Here is a 15,703-nt window from a genome sequence, read left to right as displayed (position 1 = left end):
CGTCCCGTTACCCCCAAAGCCCGGCCGCAGTGCGTTCCGGGCAACTCTGACGGAGTAAGGCAGTAGGCGTCCCGGACCAACAATGTCCTGAAGACTACAGAAGATTGGCGGCCAGGGATAGCCCAATCCCGAAACAATTTTGTCGGGGTGAAGGCGCTTTCCCGGAGATCGCCCACCACCTGTGGATAACCCCCGTTTCCTGGCCCCAAGAGGCTTGCTATGCCAAGGCCTGCGGAGAATAGTGGGAAGCGGAAGCGAGCCTTTCTTCCCAGCTCAGGCGGGGGTTCGGGTGCACGCGGAACGGTCCGCTTCTGGCAGAATAGCCGCAACATCAGGCAGTATCGCGAGGAGGCGGCCCAATGGGCGCACAAGAGTTGCATCCGGACCCGCAGGACGGCGGCGCTCCTGCCGCCCCCGAGGGGATCGTAGTCGGCGTGGACGGTTCGGACCACGGCCAGTGCGCGCTGGTGTGGGCAGCGCGCGAGGCCCAGCGCCGGCGTCGTCCGCTGCACATCGTCACCGCCTACTCCGTCCCGATCTTCGCGGCTTCCGGCCTGGACGGCGGATACGCCACCGTGGACGACTCCGTTATTCGCGAAGGCGCGGAGGCGATTGTCAAGCAGGCCCTGGAGAAGGTGGCCACCTACGACATCGATGCCACCGCGTCAGTGGAGAACGGCGATGCCTCCGGCGTCCTGCTGGAGATGTCCGAAACCGCTGAGCTCCTGGTGTTCGGTACCCGCGGCCGCGGGGGCTTTGTGGGCAGGCTCCTCGGTTCGGTGAGCAGTGCACTCCCGGCCCATGCGAAATGCCCCACGGTGACGGTGCCGCTGATCTGTTCCGACCGGCTTGGCGAGACAACCGAGGACCGGCACATCAAGGCGGAGCAGGCCAAGGCCGGCCACCAGCGCGTGGAGAACCTGGTGGTGGTGGGCGTGGACGGGTCGGAGCAGGCACGGGTGGCTGTGCTGGAGGCGGCAGCCCAGGCTGAGCGGCTCGGCGCCACCCTGCGCGTGGTCTGCGCGGTGCCGCAGTACAGCGGTTCCCTGGCGTGGGTTCCCGCCCCCATGGACCGCAAGGCGCTGTTCGACGACATCCAGGTGACCCTGGACGCCGGAATGGCGTGGCTGCGGAGCCACTTCCCGAATCTGCCCACTGAATCCGAGCTGAGGGACGGCTCTCCTGTAGACGTCCTGGTGGACGCCAGCCGCCACGTGGAACTTGTGGTGGTGGGTACCCGCGGCCGTGGCGGGTTCACCGGGATGCTCCTTGGCTCAACCTCGGACGGGGTGCTCCACCACGCCAAGGGCCCCGTCATGGTGGTTCCGGACCGTGAGGACCCCCGCCTGGCGGACCGCGCCCGGTTTGGGCCGGTGCTCGGGACAGCCTGACCGGACCCCGCCGCAGGGGAGTGCCACGATGGCAGTTGACCGCCCGGAAAGCACAGGAAACGGCAGGCGGGAGTCCCGCCCACCGGACGGCAACGCCGCCCCCGTCCTGGTCCTGCGCCTCAGCCAGGTCGATGGCAGCATGCTTCCGCTTGTGGGAGGCAAAGCCGCCAACCTCGGTGGGCTGATGGCAGCGGGACTGCCCGTTCCTGACGGGTTCTGCCTGACCACGGTGGCCTACCGGGAGGCTGTCCGGACTGTCCAGGACGGTGTGCTTGCGGAGCTCGCCCGGCTCCAGGCCGCACTGCATCCTTCCGATCCAGGCAGGTCCGCCCAGCTCGCCACAGTGGCCGGGAACGTACGGGAGGCCATCCGCGCCCTCCCGGTTCCACCGCGGACCGCAGCTGCCGTGGAGCAGGCGTATGCGGCAATGGGCGGAATGACCCCCGTGGCCGTGAGGTCTTCGGCCACCGCCGAAGACCTTCCGTCCGCGAGCTTCGCGGGCCAGCAGGACACGTACCTGAACGTGGCGGGCATCAAGGCCGTCCTGGACGCCGTCCGCAACTGCTGGGCCTCCCTCTGGACAGACCGCGCAGTGGCCTACCGGGCAGCGCTGGGGATTGCACCGGACCAGGTGGCCCTCGCCGTCGTGGTCCAGCGGATGGTGGACGCCGAGGCGGCAGGGGTGATGTTCACGGCGAATCCCCTGACCGGCAGGCGCCGCGAGGCGGTCATAGATGCCGCCCCCGGACTCGGCGAGGCTGTGGTTTCCGGCGCCGTCAATCCGGACCACTTCGTGGTGGACACGGGCAAAGCCCGGGTCGTTGAGCGAAAGCTTGGTGACAAGCGCGTTGTGGTCCGGCCCCTTCCTGGTGGTGGAACGGAGTCCCGGGAGGTCCCCGGACGGGCGGACTCCTCCAGCCTCACGGATGAACAGGCCGTTGGGCTTGCTGCCCTTGGCCTGCAGGCCGAGCGGCACTTCGGCTCGCCACAGGATACCGAATGGGCCATCGACGCCGGCGGTACCCTCTGGCTGACGCAGTCCAGGCCCATCACTACGCTTTACCCCATACCGCAGAGCCGGTCAGCAGGCGCCGGACCCCGGCTGTACATGTGCTTCAGCCTGGCCCAGGGCCTCACCCGCCCGCTCACACCCATGGGGCTGGCGTCACTGCGGCTCATTGCTTCCTCGGTGGCGTTGGCCGCCGGGTTTCCCGTTCCCGATCCCCGGCAGGGCCCGCCGCCCTATGCGGAGGCAGCCCAGCGCATCTACGTCGACCTCACCACGCCGGTCCGGAGCAGCGTGGGCCGCCGCATCCTTGCCCGGGTCTTCGACATCATGGAGGCCAGGTCCGCCATGGTGGTCAGGCAGGTTTTCGGCGACCCGGAGTTTTCGGTGACCCGCAGGACACCGTTCGGATTCCTGCGCCACGTCCTGCCGGCCGCGGCGCGGGCCCGCGTGCCGGAGACGGCGCTCCGGGGACTGTTCCGGCCCAGGGCGGCGCTCCGCCGCCTGGACTCCTTCACCCGGCGCTACGCCGAAGACCTGGAGCTTGGGGCAGGAGCAGGTCCCCTTGAACGGCTTGACCACGCGGAGCGGCTACTGGGAAGCAGGCTCTTTGCGATCGTGCCCGCGGTTTTGCCCCTGCCGGCGGTGGGATTCGCCATGCTGTGGCTGGCGGGAAGGCTGCTCGGAGGACCGGACCGCCGGCAGGACCTGGAAAAAGTGCTCCGCGGCCTGCCCCGCAACGTGACAACCGAGATGGACCTCGAGCTGTGGCGGATCGCCTCGGCAGCAAAGGACGACAGGGACTCACGGGCGGCCCTGGAGTCGCAGGAACCATCCGCGCTCGCAGCGGAATATAAAACCGGCACCCTGCCCCCTGTCCTGCACGCAGGCCTGGTGCGGTTCCTCGAACGCTACGGGCAGCGGGCCGTGGCCGAAATCGATGTGGGCATGCCCCGGTGGACCGACGATCCCACCCACATCCTGGGCGTCCTGGCCAACTACCTGCGCCTCACGGATCCCGCCATGGCACCGGACGTCCAGTTCAGCCGGGCCCAGGCCGAGGCCGAGGCAGTCGTGCAGCAGCTGGTTGCCGGGGCGCGCCGCCGTGGACGGGCCCGCGCACTGCTGGTAGGCGCTGCCTTCCGGCGGGCCAGGATGTTCGCGGGGCTGCGGGAAATGCCCAAATACCAGCTTGTCCTGGGGCTGGCGGAAGTGCGGAAGCAGGTGGCCCTGGTGGGAGCCGGGCTTGCGGCCGATGGCAGGCTGGACAGCCCGGAGGACATCTTCTTCCTCGATTTCGGGGAGGCCAGGCTGGCGCTCCAGGGCCCGGAGGCCCAAGGGTCCCGGAATCTGCGTGAACTCGTGGTGGACCGGCGGGCCGCTTACGCCAGCGAGCTGGGCAGGCGCCACATCCCCAGGGCCCTGCTCTCGGACGGCACCGAACCCGAGGTACTGTACGCCGCCGCACGTGGTGCGGCGGGCAGCGCCACATTGTCCGGCAGCCCGGCCTCAGCGGGATCCGTCACCGCCCGGGCCCGCGTCATCCTGGACCCCGTAGGTGCCCACCTCGAACCCGGCGAGATCCTGGTGGCTCCGTCCACCGATCCGGGGTGGACGCCGTTGTTCCTGACCGCCGGCGGCCTGGTGATGGAGATGGGCGGGCCCAACTCGCATGGCGCCGTGGTAGCCCGGGAGTACGGCATTCCGGCCGTGGTGGGGGTGCCGGAGGCCACCGTCCGGCTTGCCACGGGACAAAGAATAACGGTCGACGGCGGCGCTGGAACCATCGTGCCCGAATAGGCCCTCGGGTTCCCCGCCCTGCCCCGGCACTGCTCCCGCACTGCCCAGGCACTGCCCCGGCACGGCTCCCGCTGGCAGGTGTGGGGAGCCGTGCCGAGGCGTACCCTTGAGCTATAGACTCCCATCAAGGAGACGGCCGAGCTATGAACCAGCGGAATATGGGCGACCCGATCATCACCAGGGCCGTAAAACAGCGCCGTAGCCGTGCGTGGCTGCGGTGGGTTCCCGCCGTGGCTGCACCCGCGGTGATCGCCGCCGGAGTGCTGGTGGGGTCCATCCCGGCACGCGCCGGCGACGCCCTGGCGGACAAGGCCCCGGCCGACGTGCTTGCCCTGCTCGCCGGCCACAAGACCCACACGTTCTCGGGCACGATTGAACAGGCCTCCGAGCTCGGGTTGCCGGAACTGCCTGCAACGGGTCCAAGTTCGGGTCCTGCCTCGGATGACCCCGCCGCCTCCGCGATCGAGATGCTCACCGGTGAGCATACGGCGAGGGTCTTCATGGACGGCAAGGCCAAAGTCCGTATCCAGGTGGTGGACCGCTTCGCCGAGCGGAACATCATCCGGCGAGACAACGATGTGTGGTTCTACTCGTCCAAGGACAACTCAACAGCGCACCTGACGCTGCCGGCCCATGCCCGCGACCTCCCGCTGGAAGACCCGGCATTGCCTGGCACCAGCCCGGACAGCACCGGCCCTGAAAGCACCATGGTCCCGCCGACGCCCCAGGAGCTCGCCGCGAAGTTCCTCGCCGCGGCAGACAGCACAACTGCCGTGTCTGTGGGCCCTGACGTCCAGGTTGCCGGGCGCCCTGCCTATAACCTGCTCCTCGAGCCACGCACCAGCGGCACGCTTGTGGGGATGATCGCCATCGCCGTGGATGGACAAACCGGCATGCCGCTTTCCGTGGAGGTTACGGCACGCGGGGCAGGAGAGCCTGCCTTCAGGACGGGCTTCACCAGCCTGTCGCTTGATGCTCCGGATGCCGCATTGTTCAACTTCGTGCCACCGCCGGGCAGCACGGTTGAAGAGCTGCAGATCCAGCATCCTGCGCACCCGCCCGCCGGCCCAGGGGCACCCGGTTACCCGGGCACGCACACCGACCCGGACCAGCTTGCGTCCGGCATCAAAGACAAGGCCGGCTCCCACCTGACCGGGACCGGCTGGGAAACGGTTGTGGAACTTCCGGCGGACAGCGGAGCCGGCGCAAAGCTCGGCACCGCGCTGGCGCAGAATCCGCTGCTCAGCCAGGCAGCCGTCGTCGTTCCTGGCGGGCGGCTGCTCTCCAGCGCACTCTTCAACGTGCTGCTGACCGACGACGGCCGCGTCTTTGCGGGCATGGTCCCGGCTGACAGGCTGCAAGCCGCATCCTCCGCCCCGTGACGGGACCCGCAGGGGTTCCGGGACGGCGGACGTACGGCCTGACCATCGAGACGCAGGGCCTGACCAAGCGCTTCGGGCAGCAGGTGGCCGTGGACAGCCTGGATCTCGCGGTGCCGTCAGGGGCAGTCTTCGGCTTCCTGGGCCCCAATGGCTCGGGAAAGACCACCACCATCCGGATGCTGCTGGGCCTCGCCGCGGCGTCCGCAGGGACGGTCAGGCTGCTGGGAAAGGAGATGCCGGGCAGCTTCCAGGATGTCCTGCCACGGGTGGGGGCGCTGGTGGAGGGGCCCGCCTTTTATCCGTTCCTTTCGGGGACCGCGAACCTCCACCGGCTGGACGCCGCCGGCCGGCACGCGGATCCGGCCACCCGCCGGGAACGGGTGGGCCTGGCCCTGGAACGGGTAGGGCTTGGCCACGCCGCCGGCAAGCGGGTTCACGCGTACTCGCTCGGCATGAAGCAACGGCTGGGCATCGCCAACGCCCTCCTGTCCCCCCGCGAGCTGCTGGTGCTGGACGAACCCACGAACGGCCTGGACCCGCAGGGCACCCGTGAAGTGCGGAACCTGGTCCGGTCCCTGGCAGCAGACGGGACCACCGTTTTCGTCTCCAGCCACCTGCTCGCCGAAGTTGAACAGATCTGCACGCACGCGGCCATCATGAGCGCGGGCCGCCTGGTGGCGCAGGGGCCGCTGGCCGAACTGCGCCGGTCCGGCAGCTCCCGCCTGCGCCTGGTGACCCCGGACGCGGGCCCGGCGTCGTCGGTCCTGGCCACGCTGGGGCTGTCCCCGGAAACAGGGGCGGGCCAGCCGGATGGGGACGTGGTGCTGGCTGCCCTGGCAAAGCCGGGATTGCCCTCGGAGTCGGGGGCGGGGCATCCCGCCCCGGAGGACATTGTTGCGGAGCTCGTCAAGGCAGGCGTTCGTGTCCGCGGTTTCGCGGTGGAACGGGAGAGCCTTGAGGACCGGTTTGTTGAACTGACGGGGGAGGGGTTCGACGTTGCCCAGTAGCGTGCCGGCGGAGGCAGAGGTTGTGACGGCCGTGGCGGGGCCGCGGGGAGCCGGCATGTCCCTCCTGCTGTCCGAAATCGCGGTCCTGTTCCGGCGGCGCCGAACCTGGGCCCTGCTGCTCGCGCTGGCCGCCATTCCGGTGCTGATTGCCGTGGCCGTGAGGGTCTCCTCGGCGGTTCCTCCCGGGCGCGGCCCGGCCTTCCTGGACCGGATCACGCAGAACGGCCTGTTCGTGGCGTTCACTGCCATGCTGGTGTCCGTCCCGCTGTTCCTGCCGCTCACGGTGGGTGTGGTGGCGGGGGATACCATCGCAGGCGAGGCCAATCTGGGAACGCTGCGGTATTTGCTTGTTGCGCCGGCGGGCCGGGTCCGGCTGCTGCTGGTGAAATATGCCGGCGCCCTGGCGTTCTGCCTCGCTGCACCCCTGACAGTTGCCCTCGCCGGTGCCGCCATCGGTGCCGCCCTTTTCCCCGTGGGCCCCGTGACCTTGCTGTCCGGGGATGTCATCGAGCCGCCGGAGGCCGTGCTCCGGCTCCTCCTGATCTCGGCGTACCTGGCCGTTTCCCTGGCCGGGCTGTCCGCCATAGGCCTGTTCCTGTCCACGCTGACCGTGGTTCCGGTGGGTGCCATGGCAGCCACGGTGGTGCTCTCGGTGGTATCCCAGGTCCTCGACCAGCTGCCGCAGCTCGAGTGGCTGCACCCGTGGCTGTTCAGCCACTACTGGCTGGGCTTCGGGGACCTGCTCCGCCAGCCCGTGCTGTGGGACTCGTTCGCCAGCAATGCGCTGCTGCAGGCGGGGTACGTGGCCGTGTTCGGTGCGCTCGCCTACGGCCGGTTCGTCACCAAGGATGTCCTGAGCTGAACGGAGGCGGGAAGCCCGGGCGGCAACGCGTCCTCAGGCGTGCTGGTGCGCCTCATGTTCTGAATGGCTCGCGGGTTCCAGCTGGAACGTGCAATGGTCGGTATCGAAGTGCGAGCCCAGGCAGGTGATCAGCTTGTCCAGCAACTGGTCGGCGCCGCGGGCGTTGAGCACCCCGTCCTCCACCACCACGTGCGCCGAGAAGACCGGGACGCCGGAGGTGATGGTCCAGATGTGGATGTCGTGCACGTCCGTAACGCCCTCCACGGAGAGGATATGCTCGCGGATCATCTGCACTTCCACGCCCTTGGGACTGGCCTCCAGCAGCACATCCACCACGTCGCGGAGCAGGCTCCAGGCCCGGGGCAGGATCATCAGGGCGATCACGACGGACGCGATGGTATCCGCCGCCTGGAACCCGGTCACCATGATCACCACAGCCGCAGCGATGACGGCGAAGGAACCCAGCAGGTCACCCAGGACCTCCAGGTAGGCGCCCCGGACGTTGAGGCTCTCCTTGTGCGCTCCGCGCAGGATCACCAGGGACGCCACGTTTGCGGCGGCGCCCAGGACGGCGGCGAACAGCATGATGTCCGTCTGCACGTCCGGCGCCGCGCCGATCCTGCGGATCGCCTCGCTGAAGATGACCACCGAGATCACGATCAGGATCAGGGCATTTGCCAGCGCAGCCAGCACCTCGGCCCGCTGGTAGCCGTAGGTCCTTTGGTCGCTGGCGGGCCGCCCTGCAATCCAGGCAGCCAGCAGGGCGATCGTCACCCCAGCAGCGTCGGAGAGCATGTGGCCGGCGTCGGCAAGCAGGGACAACGAGCCCGAGAGGACCGCGCCGATAACCTGGACCAGGACCACGGCCAGCGTGATGGCAAGGACGGCAATAAGCCGCTTCCGGTGCCGGCCTGTTGCGGTGATGCCGTGGGTGTGGCTGTGGTCGTGTCCCATGCCTACAAGGCTAGCCCCAGCCGAGCTCGTGCAGCCGGTCGTCATCAATCCCAAAGTGGTGGGCAATCTCGTGCACCACCGTCACGGCCACTTCGTGGATGACGTCCTCCCGCGACACGCAAAGGTCCAGGATGGGCTCCCGGAAGATGGTGATCCTGTCCGGCAGGGACCCGGCGTCCCACCAGGAATCCCGCTCGGTCAACGGCACGCCCTCATAGAGTCCCAGCAGGACAGTGTCCGGGTCCTCCCCGGGCTTCGGAACATAGTCGTCCTCAATGAACACCGCAACGTTGTCCATGGCGCGGGCGAGCTTGTCCGGGATGCTGTCCAGGGCGTCCTGGACAGCGGCCTCGAATTCGTCCTCGGACATGGTGAAGCGGAGCGGTTCGCTGGGGCCCCCAGGGGCGGTGGGCAGGCCCGGCGGCAGGCTGGCTGGCATACTCCGACTCTAGCGGGAACCGGCCGCCCCGGCTCCCCGCTGATTCCGGCTCCTCCGCCGGGTCAGCGCCACGCCCACCAGGCAGACCAGCCCGCCCACCAGGCCCAGCAAGGCAGGAACCTCGCCCAGCAGGAGCCAGGAAATCAGGATGGTGGTGCCGGGCACCAGGTAGGTGGTGGCGGCCAGCTTGCTGGCGTCCACCAGCGAGAGCGCGTACGCCCAGGTGGTGAAGGCAATAGCCGTGGGGAAGATCCCCAGATAGACGAGCCCCCATGTTGCCTGCGGCGGGGCCGCCTGCACTTCGCTGACCAGCTGGCCTGCGAAGGGCAGGCAACACAGCGCACCCACCAGAATCCCGAACCAGGTGGCCTGCGCGGCCGGAAATTTCCGCAGTACAGGCTTCTGAATGATGACGCTGACGGCGGCGAGCACGGCGGCAAGGAGGCACAGCAGTACACCTGACACGTCCGTCGTCGCCCCTTCCCCGGGCGCGGAGGACTGGGCTGATCCGAAGGCGATCAGCGCCACGCCGGCGAACGCAACCAGGCTTCCGATGATGAGCCACCGCGGGAAGCCCTCCTTGAGGAAGATGCCGGCCATGATTGCCACCAGGATGGGGTTCACGTTGATCAGCAGGGCACTGGTGCCCGCATCAAGCACGTGTTCGGCGGCGTTCAGTGCCACGTTGTACCCGCCGAACCACATCACCCCGTAGGCCAGGATCGGCCACCACTCCCGGCCCTTCGGGAGGAGCCGGGTCTTCACCATTTGGGGCAGCACCAGCAGGGAGAGGACGACGGCGGCAATCGCCAGCCTGCCGAGCGTCAGGGAGCCGGGGGAGAAGTGGGGGCCGATGGCCCGGATCCCCACGAAGGCGGACGCCCAGAGGACCACGGTGACCACCATGGCAGCCACCCCGAGTGCCTTGACCGGGGTTGCGGCGGTGTGGGGAGGTGCGGGGGCAGTCCGGTGGGCGGGGCTGGTTGCAGGCATGCAGCAAATCTATCCGGGCGCAAGGGCAGCTGACTGGCGGAAATCGGCCACGTCTGCGCAACTTCCTGCCAAAGTCGGTCCGGAGGCTATTGCGGCGCCGCCCACTCCAGCAGGCGTTCCACGGGCCACGTGGTGATGATCCGGTCCGCGGGGACGCCGTTCTTTTCCGCGCGCTCGGCACCGTACTGCAGGAAGTCGAGCTGGCCGGGTGCATGGGCATCGCTGTCGATCGAGAACAGGCAGCCGGCGTCGAGGGCGAGCTGGATCAGTGGATCCGGCGGGTCCTGGCGTTCCGGTCGAGAGTTGATCTCCACGGCCACGTTGTGTTCCGCGCACGCCGCGAACACCGCTTCTGCATCGAATTCGGACGGTGGCCGGGTACCGCGCTGCCCCTCCACGAGGCGCCCGGTGCAGTGGCCCAGGACGTTGGTGTGCGGGTCCTGGATGCCGCCGAGCATGCGGCGGGTCATGGTCCTGCTGTCCGCGCGCAGCTTTGAATGGACGCTGGCAACCACAATGTCCAGGCGGTCAAGCAGTTCCGGGTCCTGGTCCAGTTCCCCCGATTCCAGGATGTCCACCTCGATTCCGGCGAGCAGCCGGACCGGCCTGCCCGGCTGGCCGCCGTCACCTGGAACGGGGCCGGCATTGATCGACTCCACCACGTCCAGCTGACGGAGCAGGCGTTCGGCGGAAAGTCCGTTCGCAATGGTGAGGTTGGGGGAGTGGTCTGTCAGTGCGAGGTATTCCCTTCCCAGTACCCCGGCGGCAGCCACCATCAGCTCAATGGGGGATCCGCCGTCGGACCATTCACTGTGGCTGTGCAGGTCTCCCCGCAGCATCTCCCGGAGCCCGGCCCCTCCGGACGCCAGCGGCTTGGCACCCTTGTCCCTGAGATCTGCCAGGTACTCGGGAACCTGGCCTTCCACCGACTGGCGGATCACCTGGTAGGTCCGGTCGCCGATGCCCTTCATGGACTTCAGCCGGCCGTTTTCGGCGCGGGCGGCCACTTCCTCCGGCGGCAGCGCGCTGATGGCCGCCGCTGCCTTACGGAATGCCTGGACCTTGAACGTGGCAGCGCGTCCACGCTCCAGCCAGAAGGCGATCTCATTGAGTGCTGCTACGGCATCCATCCGTCCATCTTCACCCGTCCCGCCCGCTCCGTGGCGGTGTTTTTCGCCGATTTTGGATAATTCCTGCCTAGGCCCTATAGTTTTAGAGTCCAGTTCGGAGAAACGCAAAGGACAGAGACGGAAAGCCCAGCTTGACGCCTTTTATTTTGTTCCGAACGGGTTCTGGCCCCCATCGTCTAGCGGCCTAGGACACCGCCCTTTCACGGCGGCGGCACGGGTTCGAATCCCGTTGGGGGTACGCAAGGAACTGGTCAAGCAGGCAGAAAATGTCTGGTAGGCTGGAAGCCTTGAAAAAAGCGGTAGAGATACTGCGGAAGCAAGAAACGCAAGGCCCTGTAGCGCAGTTGGTTAGCGCGCCGCCCTGTCACGGCGGAGGTCGCGGGTTCAAGTCCCGTCAGGGTCGCTCTGATTGTTGGAAGAGATTCCGGCTGTCATGGTGACTAGTCACCTAGGCTCTGTAGCTCAGTTGGTAGAGCGTTCGACTGAAAATCGAAAGGTCACCGGATCGACGCCGGTCGGAGCCACCACTGGGAAGCATCAGTTCTTCGGAACTGGTGCTTTTCTTATTTCCTGGGCCTACAGTTAATGGGCCCGCATGGAGCACGTCTCGATCCGGCATCAATACCCCCGGGGCCGGCCAATTTCCCGACCCGCGGCTTTTCGGGTTCCGTAAACTTGCTGGCTGCACAGCCGCGGACACGCGGCAGCGGCATAAGAGAACACGCACGAACAGACGAACGTACACGAGACGAACCTGCACAACGCAGTCTGAGCGCGCACAGCGCATAAGGAGAAACTGGGAATGTCCGCCACACCTGGCACCAGGACCATCAGCCAACCACCGGGAGAAACACCGCCCGCCCATAAGAAAGCGGCGGACCGGCCGCCCGGAACCGGTGGTCAGCAACTCGCCAGATGGGTCTTCTGGCCCGCAGCCGGAACCATCATTGTTTTTGTCCTCTTCGCTACGATTTTCCCTGCGGCTGCCACAGAGATCTTCACCACCATCCAAGGCAACGTCATCAACTGGTTCGGCTGGTATTACGTTGCCGCCGTTGCACTCTTCGTGGCGTTCTCCCTCTGGATCGGCCTTAGCCACTATGGCGACATCAAACTGGGCAAGGACGAGGATGAGCCGGAGTTCTCCGTCATGTCCTGGTTCGCCCTGCTCTTCGCAGCCGGCATGGGCATCGGACTTGTCTTCTTCGGTGTGGCAGAGCCGCTGAACCACTTTGCCGCTCCCCGGCCCGGTGTTGAAGGATCCCCCCTGGTGCTCGCCCAGCAGGCGATGACGCAGACCTACCTTCACTGGGGCCTCCATGCCTGGGCCATCTACGTTGTGGTGGGCGTATCCATTGCCTACGCAGTCCACCGCAGGAACCGCCCCATCTCTATCCGCTGGACGCTTGAGCCGCTCCTGGGCCGTAAGCGCGTTTCCGGCGGGTGGGGCAACCTGATCGACGTCGTGGCCCTCGTAGGCACGCTGTTCGGTGTTGCCACCTCCCTGGGCCTGGGCGTCCTGCAGATCTCCGCAGGGCTTGAGCAGGCCAACATTGTCCAGGCCACCACCATGACGCAGATCGGGTTGATCCTCTGCATCATCACGCTGACCATCATCTCGGTGGTGTCCGGTGTGGGCAAGGGCATGAAGTGGCTCTCCAACACCAACCTGGTCCTGGCCGCGCTGTTGATGCTGGTGGTGCTTTTTACCGGCCCCACGCTGTTCCTGCTGCGTGAGTTCGTGCAGTCGATCGGGCACTACCTCCAGAACGTTGTAGGCCTTACGTTCAACACGCTGGCATTTTCCGGTGCAGAAGGCGAGGCATGGCAGGCCGCCTGGACCACCTTCTACTGGGGCTGGTGGATCTCCTGGGCGCCGTTCGTGGGCATCTTCATCGCCCGTATTTCCAAGGGCCGCACCGTCCGGCAGTTCGTGGCCGGCGTGCTCCTGGTGCCCACCGCCATGGGCTTCCTGTGGTTCTCCATCCTGGGCGGCGCCGCCATCCACCGCGAACTGTTCGGCAGCGGCGGGCTCATCGGCGACGACGGCACCGTGGATACCGAGGGCGCCCTGTTCAACCTGCTCGGCAGCCTCCCCGGCGGAGTTGTTCTCACCGCCGGCGCGATTCTCCTGATCGCCATCTTCTTCATCACGTCGGCTGACTCCGGTGCCCTGGTCATGGGCATGATCTCCACCGGCGGAGACGTGGAGCCCAGGAACTGGCTGCGCATCTTCTGGGCACTGGCCGCCGCCGCTGTTGCCATCGCCCTGCTCCTGGCCAATGGACTGCAGGCGATCCAGACCGCGGCCATCCTCACCGCGGTGCCCTTCAGCGTGGTCATCATCCTGATGTGTATCTCCACGGCCAAGGCCTTCCACCGGGAGCATGAGACCCTGATGCGCGCACAGCGTAAGCTGGCCCGCGACCAGATGGCCGCCCATGTCACGGAGCAGGTCCAGGACTCCATGCATGACTCTGTCCAGGAGCACTACCAGGAGCACGTCGCGGAACAGATCCACGACTCCGTCCAGGAGCACTACCAGGAGCACCTGGCGGATCAGGTCCAGGACCAGGTCAGCGAAGCTGTGGAGGCCCATCTGACCGAACGACTGGCTGCGGGCGAGGCTGCAGACGCCACGGCTGCGCAAACACCCAAGGCGTAGTCGGGCCGCCTGACGCGCGGTTTTCGGCTTCTGAGGGAGGCACCTGTCCAGCTGGACAGGTGCCTCCCTTTTCCGTGCCGGCACCACGGAGCGGGGCCGCGCAAGGGGTGGCATTTCTCACCTTTCCACGGCCTCAAAGGCAATACTTGATCTTGGCGGAAGGTTGTGGCACGCGCGCGTCAGGGATTACGTGTAAGCGCTTGCGCAAAATCGGCCCCGTCCCGGAAATGGGAGATGAAACCTGGTTTGATCTCTCCCTTGGAGCCTGTCTACGGTGGAAACACGGCCAGGAAAGCACCACAGTCCGGGCCTCTTCTACGGGGACCACCCAACCCCGTTCCCCCTTGATACAACGGCGTCCCCGATGACGCCTGCCGTGTCGCCGGGGCCGCCGGAGTTCGAAGGGCATGGGCATCCGCCCGTCTTCCACGAACAGTTTCAACTCCGCGAGAAGAGCAACAATGCACAAGCACCCCCAATCACCCCGGATGCTGCGGTGGCGCCCAGCCGCCGCAGCACTGGCCACAGCCGTCGCTGCCTCGGCCTTCCTGGCCGTCCCCTCGGCGCAGGCCAACGAGCCGGCCGATCCGCCGGCCGCCGAGCAGATGCCGGCGCCCACCCCCGGATTCCCCCTCCCCACGGAACACACGCAGGAAGCCTTCGACCCGGCGTCGGACTTCACCTCCAAGTGGACCCGCGCGGACGCCAAGCAGATCATGGCGCAGAGCGACCCCACTGTTGCCCCCGGTGAGAATTCCATGAGCCCGGACGTCACCATGCCGGAAATCCCCGAGGATTTCCCCACCATGAACGAGGACGTGTGGGTCTGGGACACCTGGTCACTCACCGACGAAAACGCGAACCAGATCAGCTACAAGGGCTGGGACGTCATCTTCTCGCTCGTGGCAGACCGGCACGCCGGCTACGGCTTCGACCAGCGCCACTGGAACGCGCGCATCGGCTACTTCTTCCGCAAGACCAACGCGGATCCGGCCAAGGACAAGTGGAACTACGGCGGCCACGTCTTCGCTGACGGCGCCTCCATCGGCAACACCGAATGGTCCGGCTCCACCCGCCTGATGCAGGGCAACCAGGTGAACGTGTTCTACACGGCCACCACGTTCTACGACATCGCCGAGCGGAACGCAGGCGGCGGCGGCATCGCCCCGGATGCGTCCATCGCCAAGGCCTTGGGCAAGATCCATGCAGACGAGAATGGCGTCACCTTCGACGGGTTCAAGCACACCAACCTGCTTGAGCCTGATGGAGAGATGTACCAGACCAAGGAACAGAACCCGGGCTTCGCCTTCCGCGACCCCTACACCTTTGCCGACCCGGCCCACCCCGGCAAGACCTTCATGGTCTTCGAAGGCAACACCGGCGGCACGCGCGGCGAGTACGAGTGCAAGCCCGAAGACCTCGGGTACCGCCCCGGCGATGCCAATGCCGAGTCCGTTGATGAGGTCAACAGCAGCGGAGCCTACTACCAGACAGCGAACGTGGGCCTGGCAGTGGCAGACAACAAGGACCTGACCAAGTGGTCCTTCCTGCCGCCGATCCTCTCAGCCAACTGCGTGAACGACCAGACCGAGCGTCCGCAGATCTTCATCCAGAATGAGGGCGGCAAGAACAAGTACTACCTGTTCACCATCAGCCACCAGTTCACCTACGCCGCCGGCATGCGCGGCCCGGACGGCGTCTACGGCTTCGTTGGCGACGGCGTCCGCTCGGACTACCAGCCGATGAACAACAGCGGCCTGGCCCTGGGCTCGCCCACGGACCTGAACCTGCCGTCGGAGTCCCCGGAGGCACCCACTCCGAACCAGAACGGCCGCCAGTTCCAGGCGTACTCCCACTACGTGCAGCCCGGCGGGCTGGTCCAGTCGTTCATCGACAACGTGAACGGCGTACGCGGCGGCTCGCTGTCACCCACCGTGAAGATCAACTTCCGGGACGGCATCTCGCAGGTGGACCGCAGCTTCGGCCAGGACGGCCTTGGCCCGTTCGGCTACCTGCCCACCAACCTCCGCGTTGGCGGCGAGGGCCACTACAAGTAAAACCGACTGCCCCCTAA

Annotated in this window: 11 protein-coding genes and 3 tRNA genes; 10 read left to right on the top strand and 4 right to left on the bottom strand. The window is 67.0% G+C overall.

From position 1 onward, the window contains the following. Positions 1–359: 359 nt before the first annotated feature. The 5 genes from AC6CHP_RS13430 to AC6CHP_RS13410 all read left to right on the top strand — a co-directional run bounded on the left by AC6CHP_RS13430 (position 360) and on the right by AC6CHP_RS13410 (position 7,448). Positions 360–1,391 carry a universal stress protein gene (locus AC6CHP_RS13430; RefSeq protein ID WP_188731995.1) on the top strand — a complete coding sequence of 344 codons (1,032 nt, stop codon included), beginning with the start codon at positions 360–362 and terminating at the stop codon, positions 1,389–1,391. 28 nt (positions 1,392–1,419) lie between these two features. After that, a complete protein-coding gene (locus AC6CHP_RS13425) occupies positions 1,420–4,197 on the top strand; it encodes a PEP/pyruvate-binding domain-containing protein (RefSeq protein ID WP_498230401.1) in 2,778 nt (925 codons plus the stop codon). Positions 4,198–4,340: 143 nt separating this feature from the next. Further along, positions 4,341–5,579: a LolA-like protein gene (locus tag AC6CHP_RS13420; protein WP_377193554.1), complete on the top strand. Its 1,239-nt coding sequence runs from the start codon at positions 4,341–4,343 to the stop codon at positions 5,577–5,579. After that, a complete protein-coding gene (locus AC6CHP_RS13415; protein ID WP_377193552.1) occupies positions 5,576–6,586 on the top strand; it encodes an ABC transporter ATP-binding protein in 1,011 nt (336 codons plus the stop codon). The genes AC6CHP_RS13420 and AC6CHP_RS13415 overlap by 4 nt, the downstream gene beginning before the upstream one ends. Next, positions 6,576–7,448 (top strand): ABC transporter permease, encoded by an 873-nt coding sequence (locus tag AC6CHP_RS13410; RefSeq protein ID WP_377193550.1) that lies wholly within the window; start codon positions 6,576–6,578, stop codon positions 7,446–7,448. Before AC6CHP_RS13415 ends, AC6CHP_RS13410 begins: the two co-directional genes overlap by 11 nt. Before the next feature lie 33 nt (positions 7,449–7,481). On the opposite strand, the gene AC6CHP_RS13405 is transcribed toward AC6CHP_RS13410, so the two are convergent. The 4 genes from AC6CHP_RS13405 to AC6CHP_RS13390 form a co-directional block, all read right to left on the bottom strand. Beyond that, positions 7,482–8,402: a cation diffusion facilitator family transporter gene (locus tag AC6CHP_RS13405; RefSeq protein WP_188731987.1), complete on the bottom strand. Its 921-nt coding sequence runs from the start codon at positions 8,400–8,402 to the stop codon at positions 7,482–7,484. A gap of 10 nt (positions 8,403–8,412) precedes the next feature. Beyond that, the gene (locus AC6CHP_RS13400) at positions 8,413–8,841 is read right to left on the bottom strand and encodes a metallopeptidase family protein (protein ID WP_188731985.1); all 429 of its coding nucleotides are present in this window, start codon (positions 8,839–8,841) and stop codon (positions 8,413–8,415) included. Between the two features lie 9 nt (positions 8,842–8,850). Then, positions 8,851–9,834 (bottom strand): DMT family transporter, encoded by a 984-nt coding sequence (locus tag AC6CHP_RS13395; RefSeq protein WP_498230397.1) that lies wholly within the window; start codon positions 9,832–9,834, stop codon positions 8,851–8,853. A gap of 86 nt (positions 9,835–9,920) precedes the next feature. Then, complete coding sequence (locus tag AC6CHP_RS13390) at positions 9,921–10,964, bottom strand: PHP domain-containing protein (protein ID WP_188731980.1); 1,044 nt, start codon at positions 10,962–10,964, stop codon at positions 9,921–9,923. Between the two features lie 165 nt (positions 10,965–11,129). Here AC6CHP_RS13390 and AC6CHP_RS13385 point away from each other — a divergent pair. The 5 genes from AC6CHP_RS13385 to AC6CHP_RS13365 all read left to right on the top strand — a co-directional run bounded on the left by AC6CHP_RS13385 (position 11,130) and on the right by AC6CHP_RS13365 (position 15,686). Next, positions 11,130–11,202, top strand: a tRNA-Glu gene (locus tag AC6CHP_RS13385). A 91-nt stretch (positions 11,203–11,293) separates the two neighbouring features. Continuing rightward, positions 11,294–11,367, top strand: a tRNA-Asp gene (locus tag AC6CHP_RS13380). 48 nt (positions 11,368–11,415) lie between these two features. Beyond that, positions 11,416–11,491: transfer RNA gene (locus tag AC6CHP_RS13375), tRNA-Phe, on the top strand. A 275-nt stretch (positions 11,492–11,766) separates the two neighbouring features. After that, positions 11,767–13,629, top strand: coding sequence for a BCCT family transporter (locus AC6CHP_RS13370; RefSeq protein WP_188731978.1), 1,863 nt, complete (start codon positions 11,767–11,769; stop codon positions 13,627–13,629). A 461-nt stretch (positions 13,630–14,090) separates the two neighbouring features. Continuing rightward, positions 14,091–15,686 carry a glycoside hydrolase family 68 protein gene (locus AC6CHP_RS13365; protein ID WP_188731976.1) on the top strand — a complete coding sequence of 532 codons (1,596 nt, stop codon included), beginning with the start codon at positions 14,091–14,093 and terminating at the stop codon, positions 15,684–15,686. The last annotated feature ends 17 nt before the right edge of the window (positions 15,687–15,703 follow it).

The sequence above is a fragment of the Pseudarthrobacter sp. GQ63 genome, from assembly GCF_059758765.1.
Note: the sequence above shows the minus strand (reverse complement) of the source record. Positions and strands in the feature narration are given on the sequence as shown.

What these genes read in the sequence shown, in the direction of transcription:
- AC6CHP_RS13430 (WP_188731995.1), top strand. Translation starts at nt 360, where the DNA reads ATGGGCGCACAAGAGTTGCATCCGGACCCGCAGGACGGCGGCGCTCCT.
- AC6CHP_RS13425 (WP_498230401.1), top strand. Translation starts at nt 1,420, where the DNA reads ATGGCAGTTGACCGCCCGGAAAGCACAGGAAACGGCAGGCGGGAGTCC.
- AC6CHP_RS13420 (WP_377193554.1), top strand. Translation starts at nt 4,341, where the DNA reads ATGAACCAGCGGAATATGGGCGACCCGATCATCACCAGGGCCGTAAAA.
- AC6CHP_RS13405 (WP_188731987.1), bottom strand. Translation starts at nt 8,402, where the DNA reads ATGGGACACGACCACAGCCACACCCACGGCATCACCGCAACAGGCCGG.
- AC6CHP_RS13400 (WP_188731985.1), bottom strand. Translation starts at nt 8,841, where the DNA reads ATGCCAGCCAGCCTGCCGCCGGGCCTGCCCACCGCCCCTGGGGGCCCC.
- AC6CHP_RS13395 (WP_498230397.1), bottom strand. Translation starts at nt 9,834, where the DNA reads ATGCCTGCAACCAGCCCCGCCCACCGGACTGCCCCCGCACCTCCCCAC.
- AC6CHP_RS13390 (WP_188731980.1), bottom strand. Translation starts at nt 10,964, where the DNA reads ATGGATGCCGTAGCAGCACTCAATGAGATCGCCTTCTGGCTGGAGCGT.
- AC6CHP_RS13370 (WP_188731978.1), top strand. Translation starts at nt 11,767, where the DNA reads ATGTCCGCCACACCTGGCACCAGGACCATCAGCCAACCACCGGGAGAA.
- AC6CHP_RS13365 (WP_188731976.1), top strand. Translation starts at nt 14,091, where the DNA reads ATGCACAAGCACCCCCAATCACCCCGGATGCTGCGGTGGCGCCCAGCC.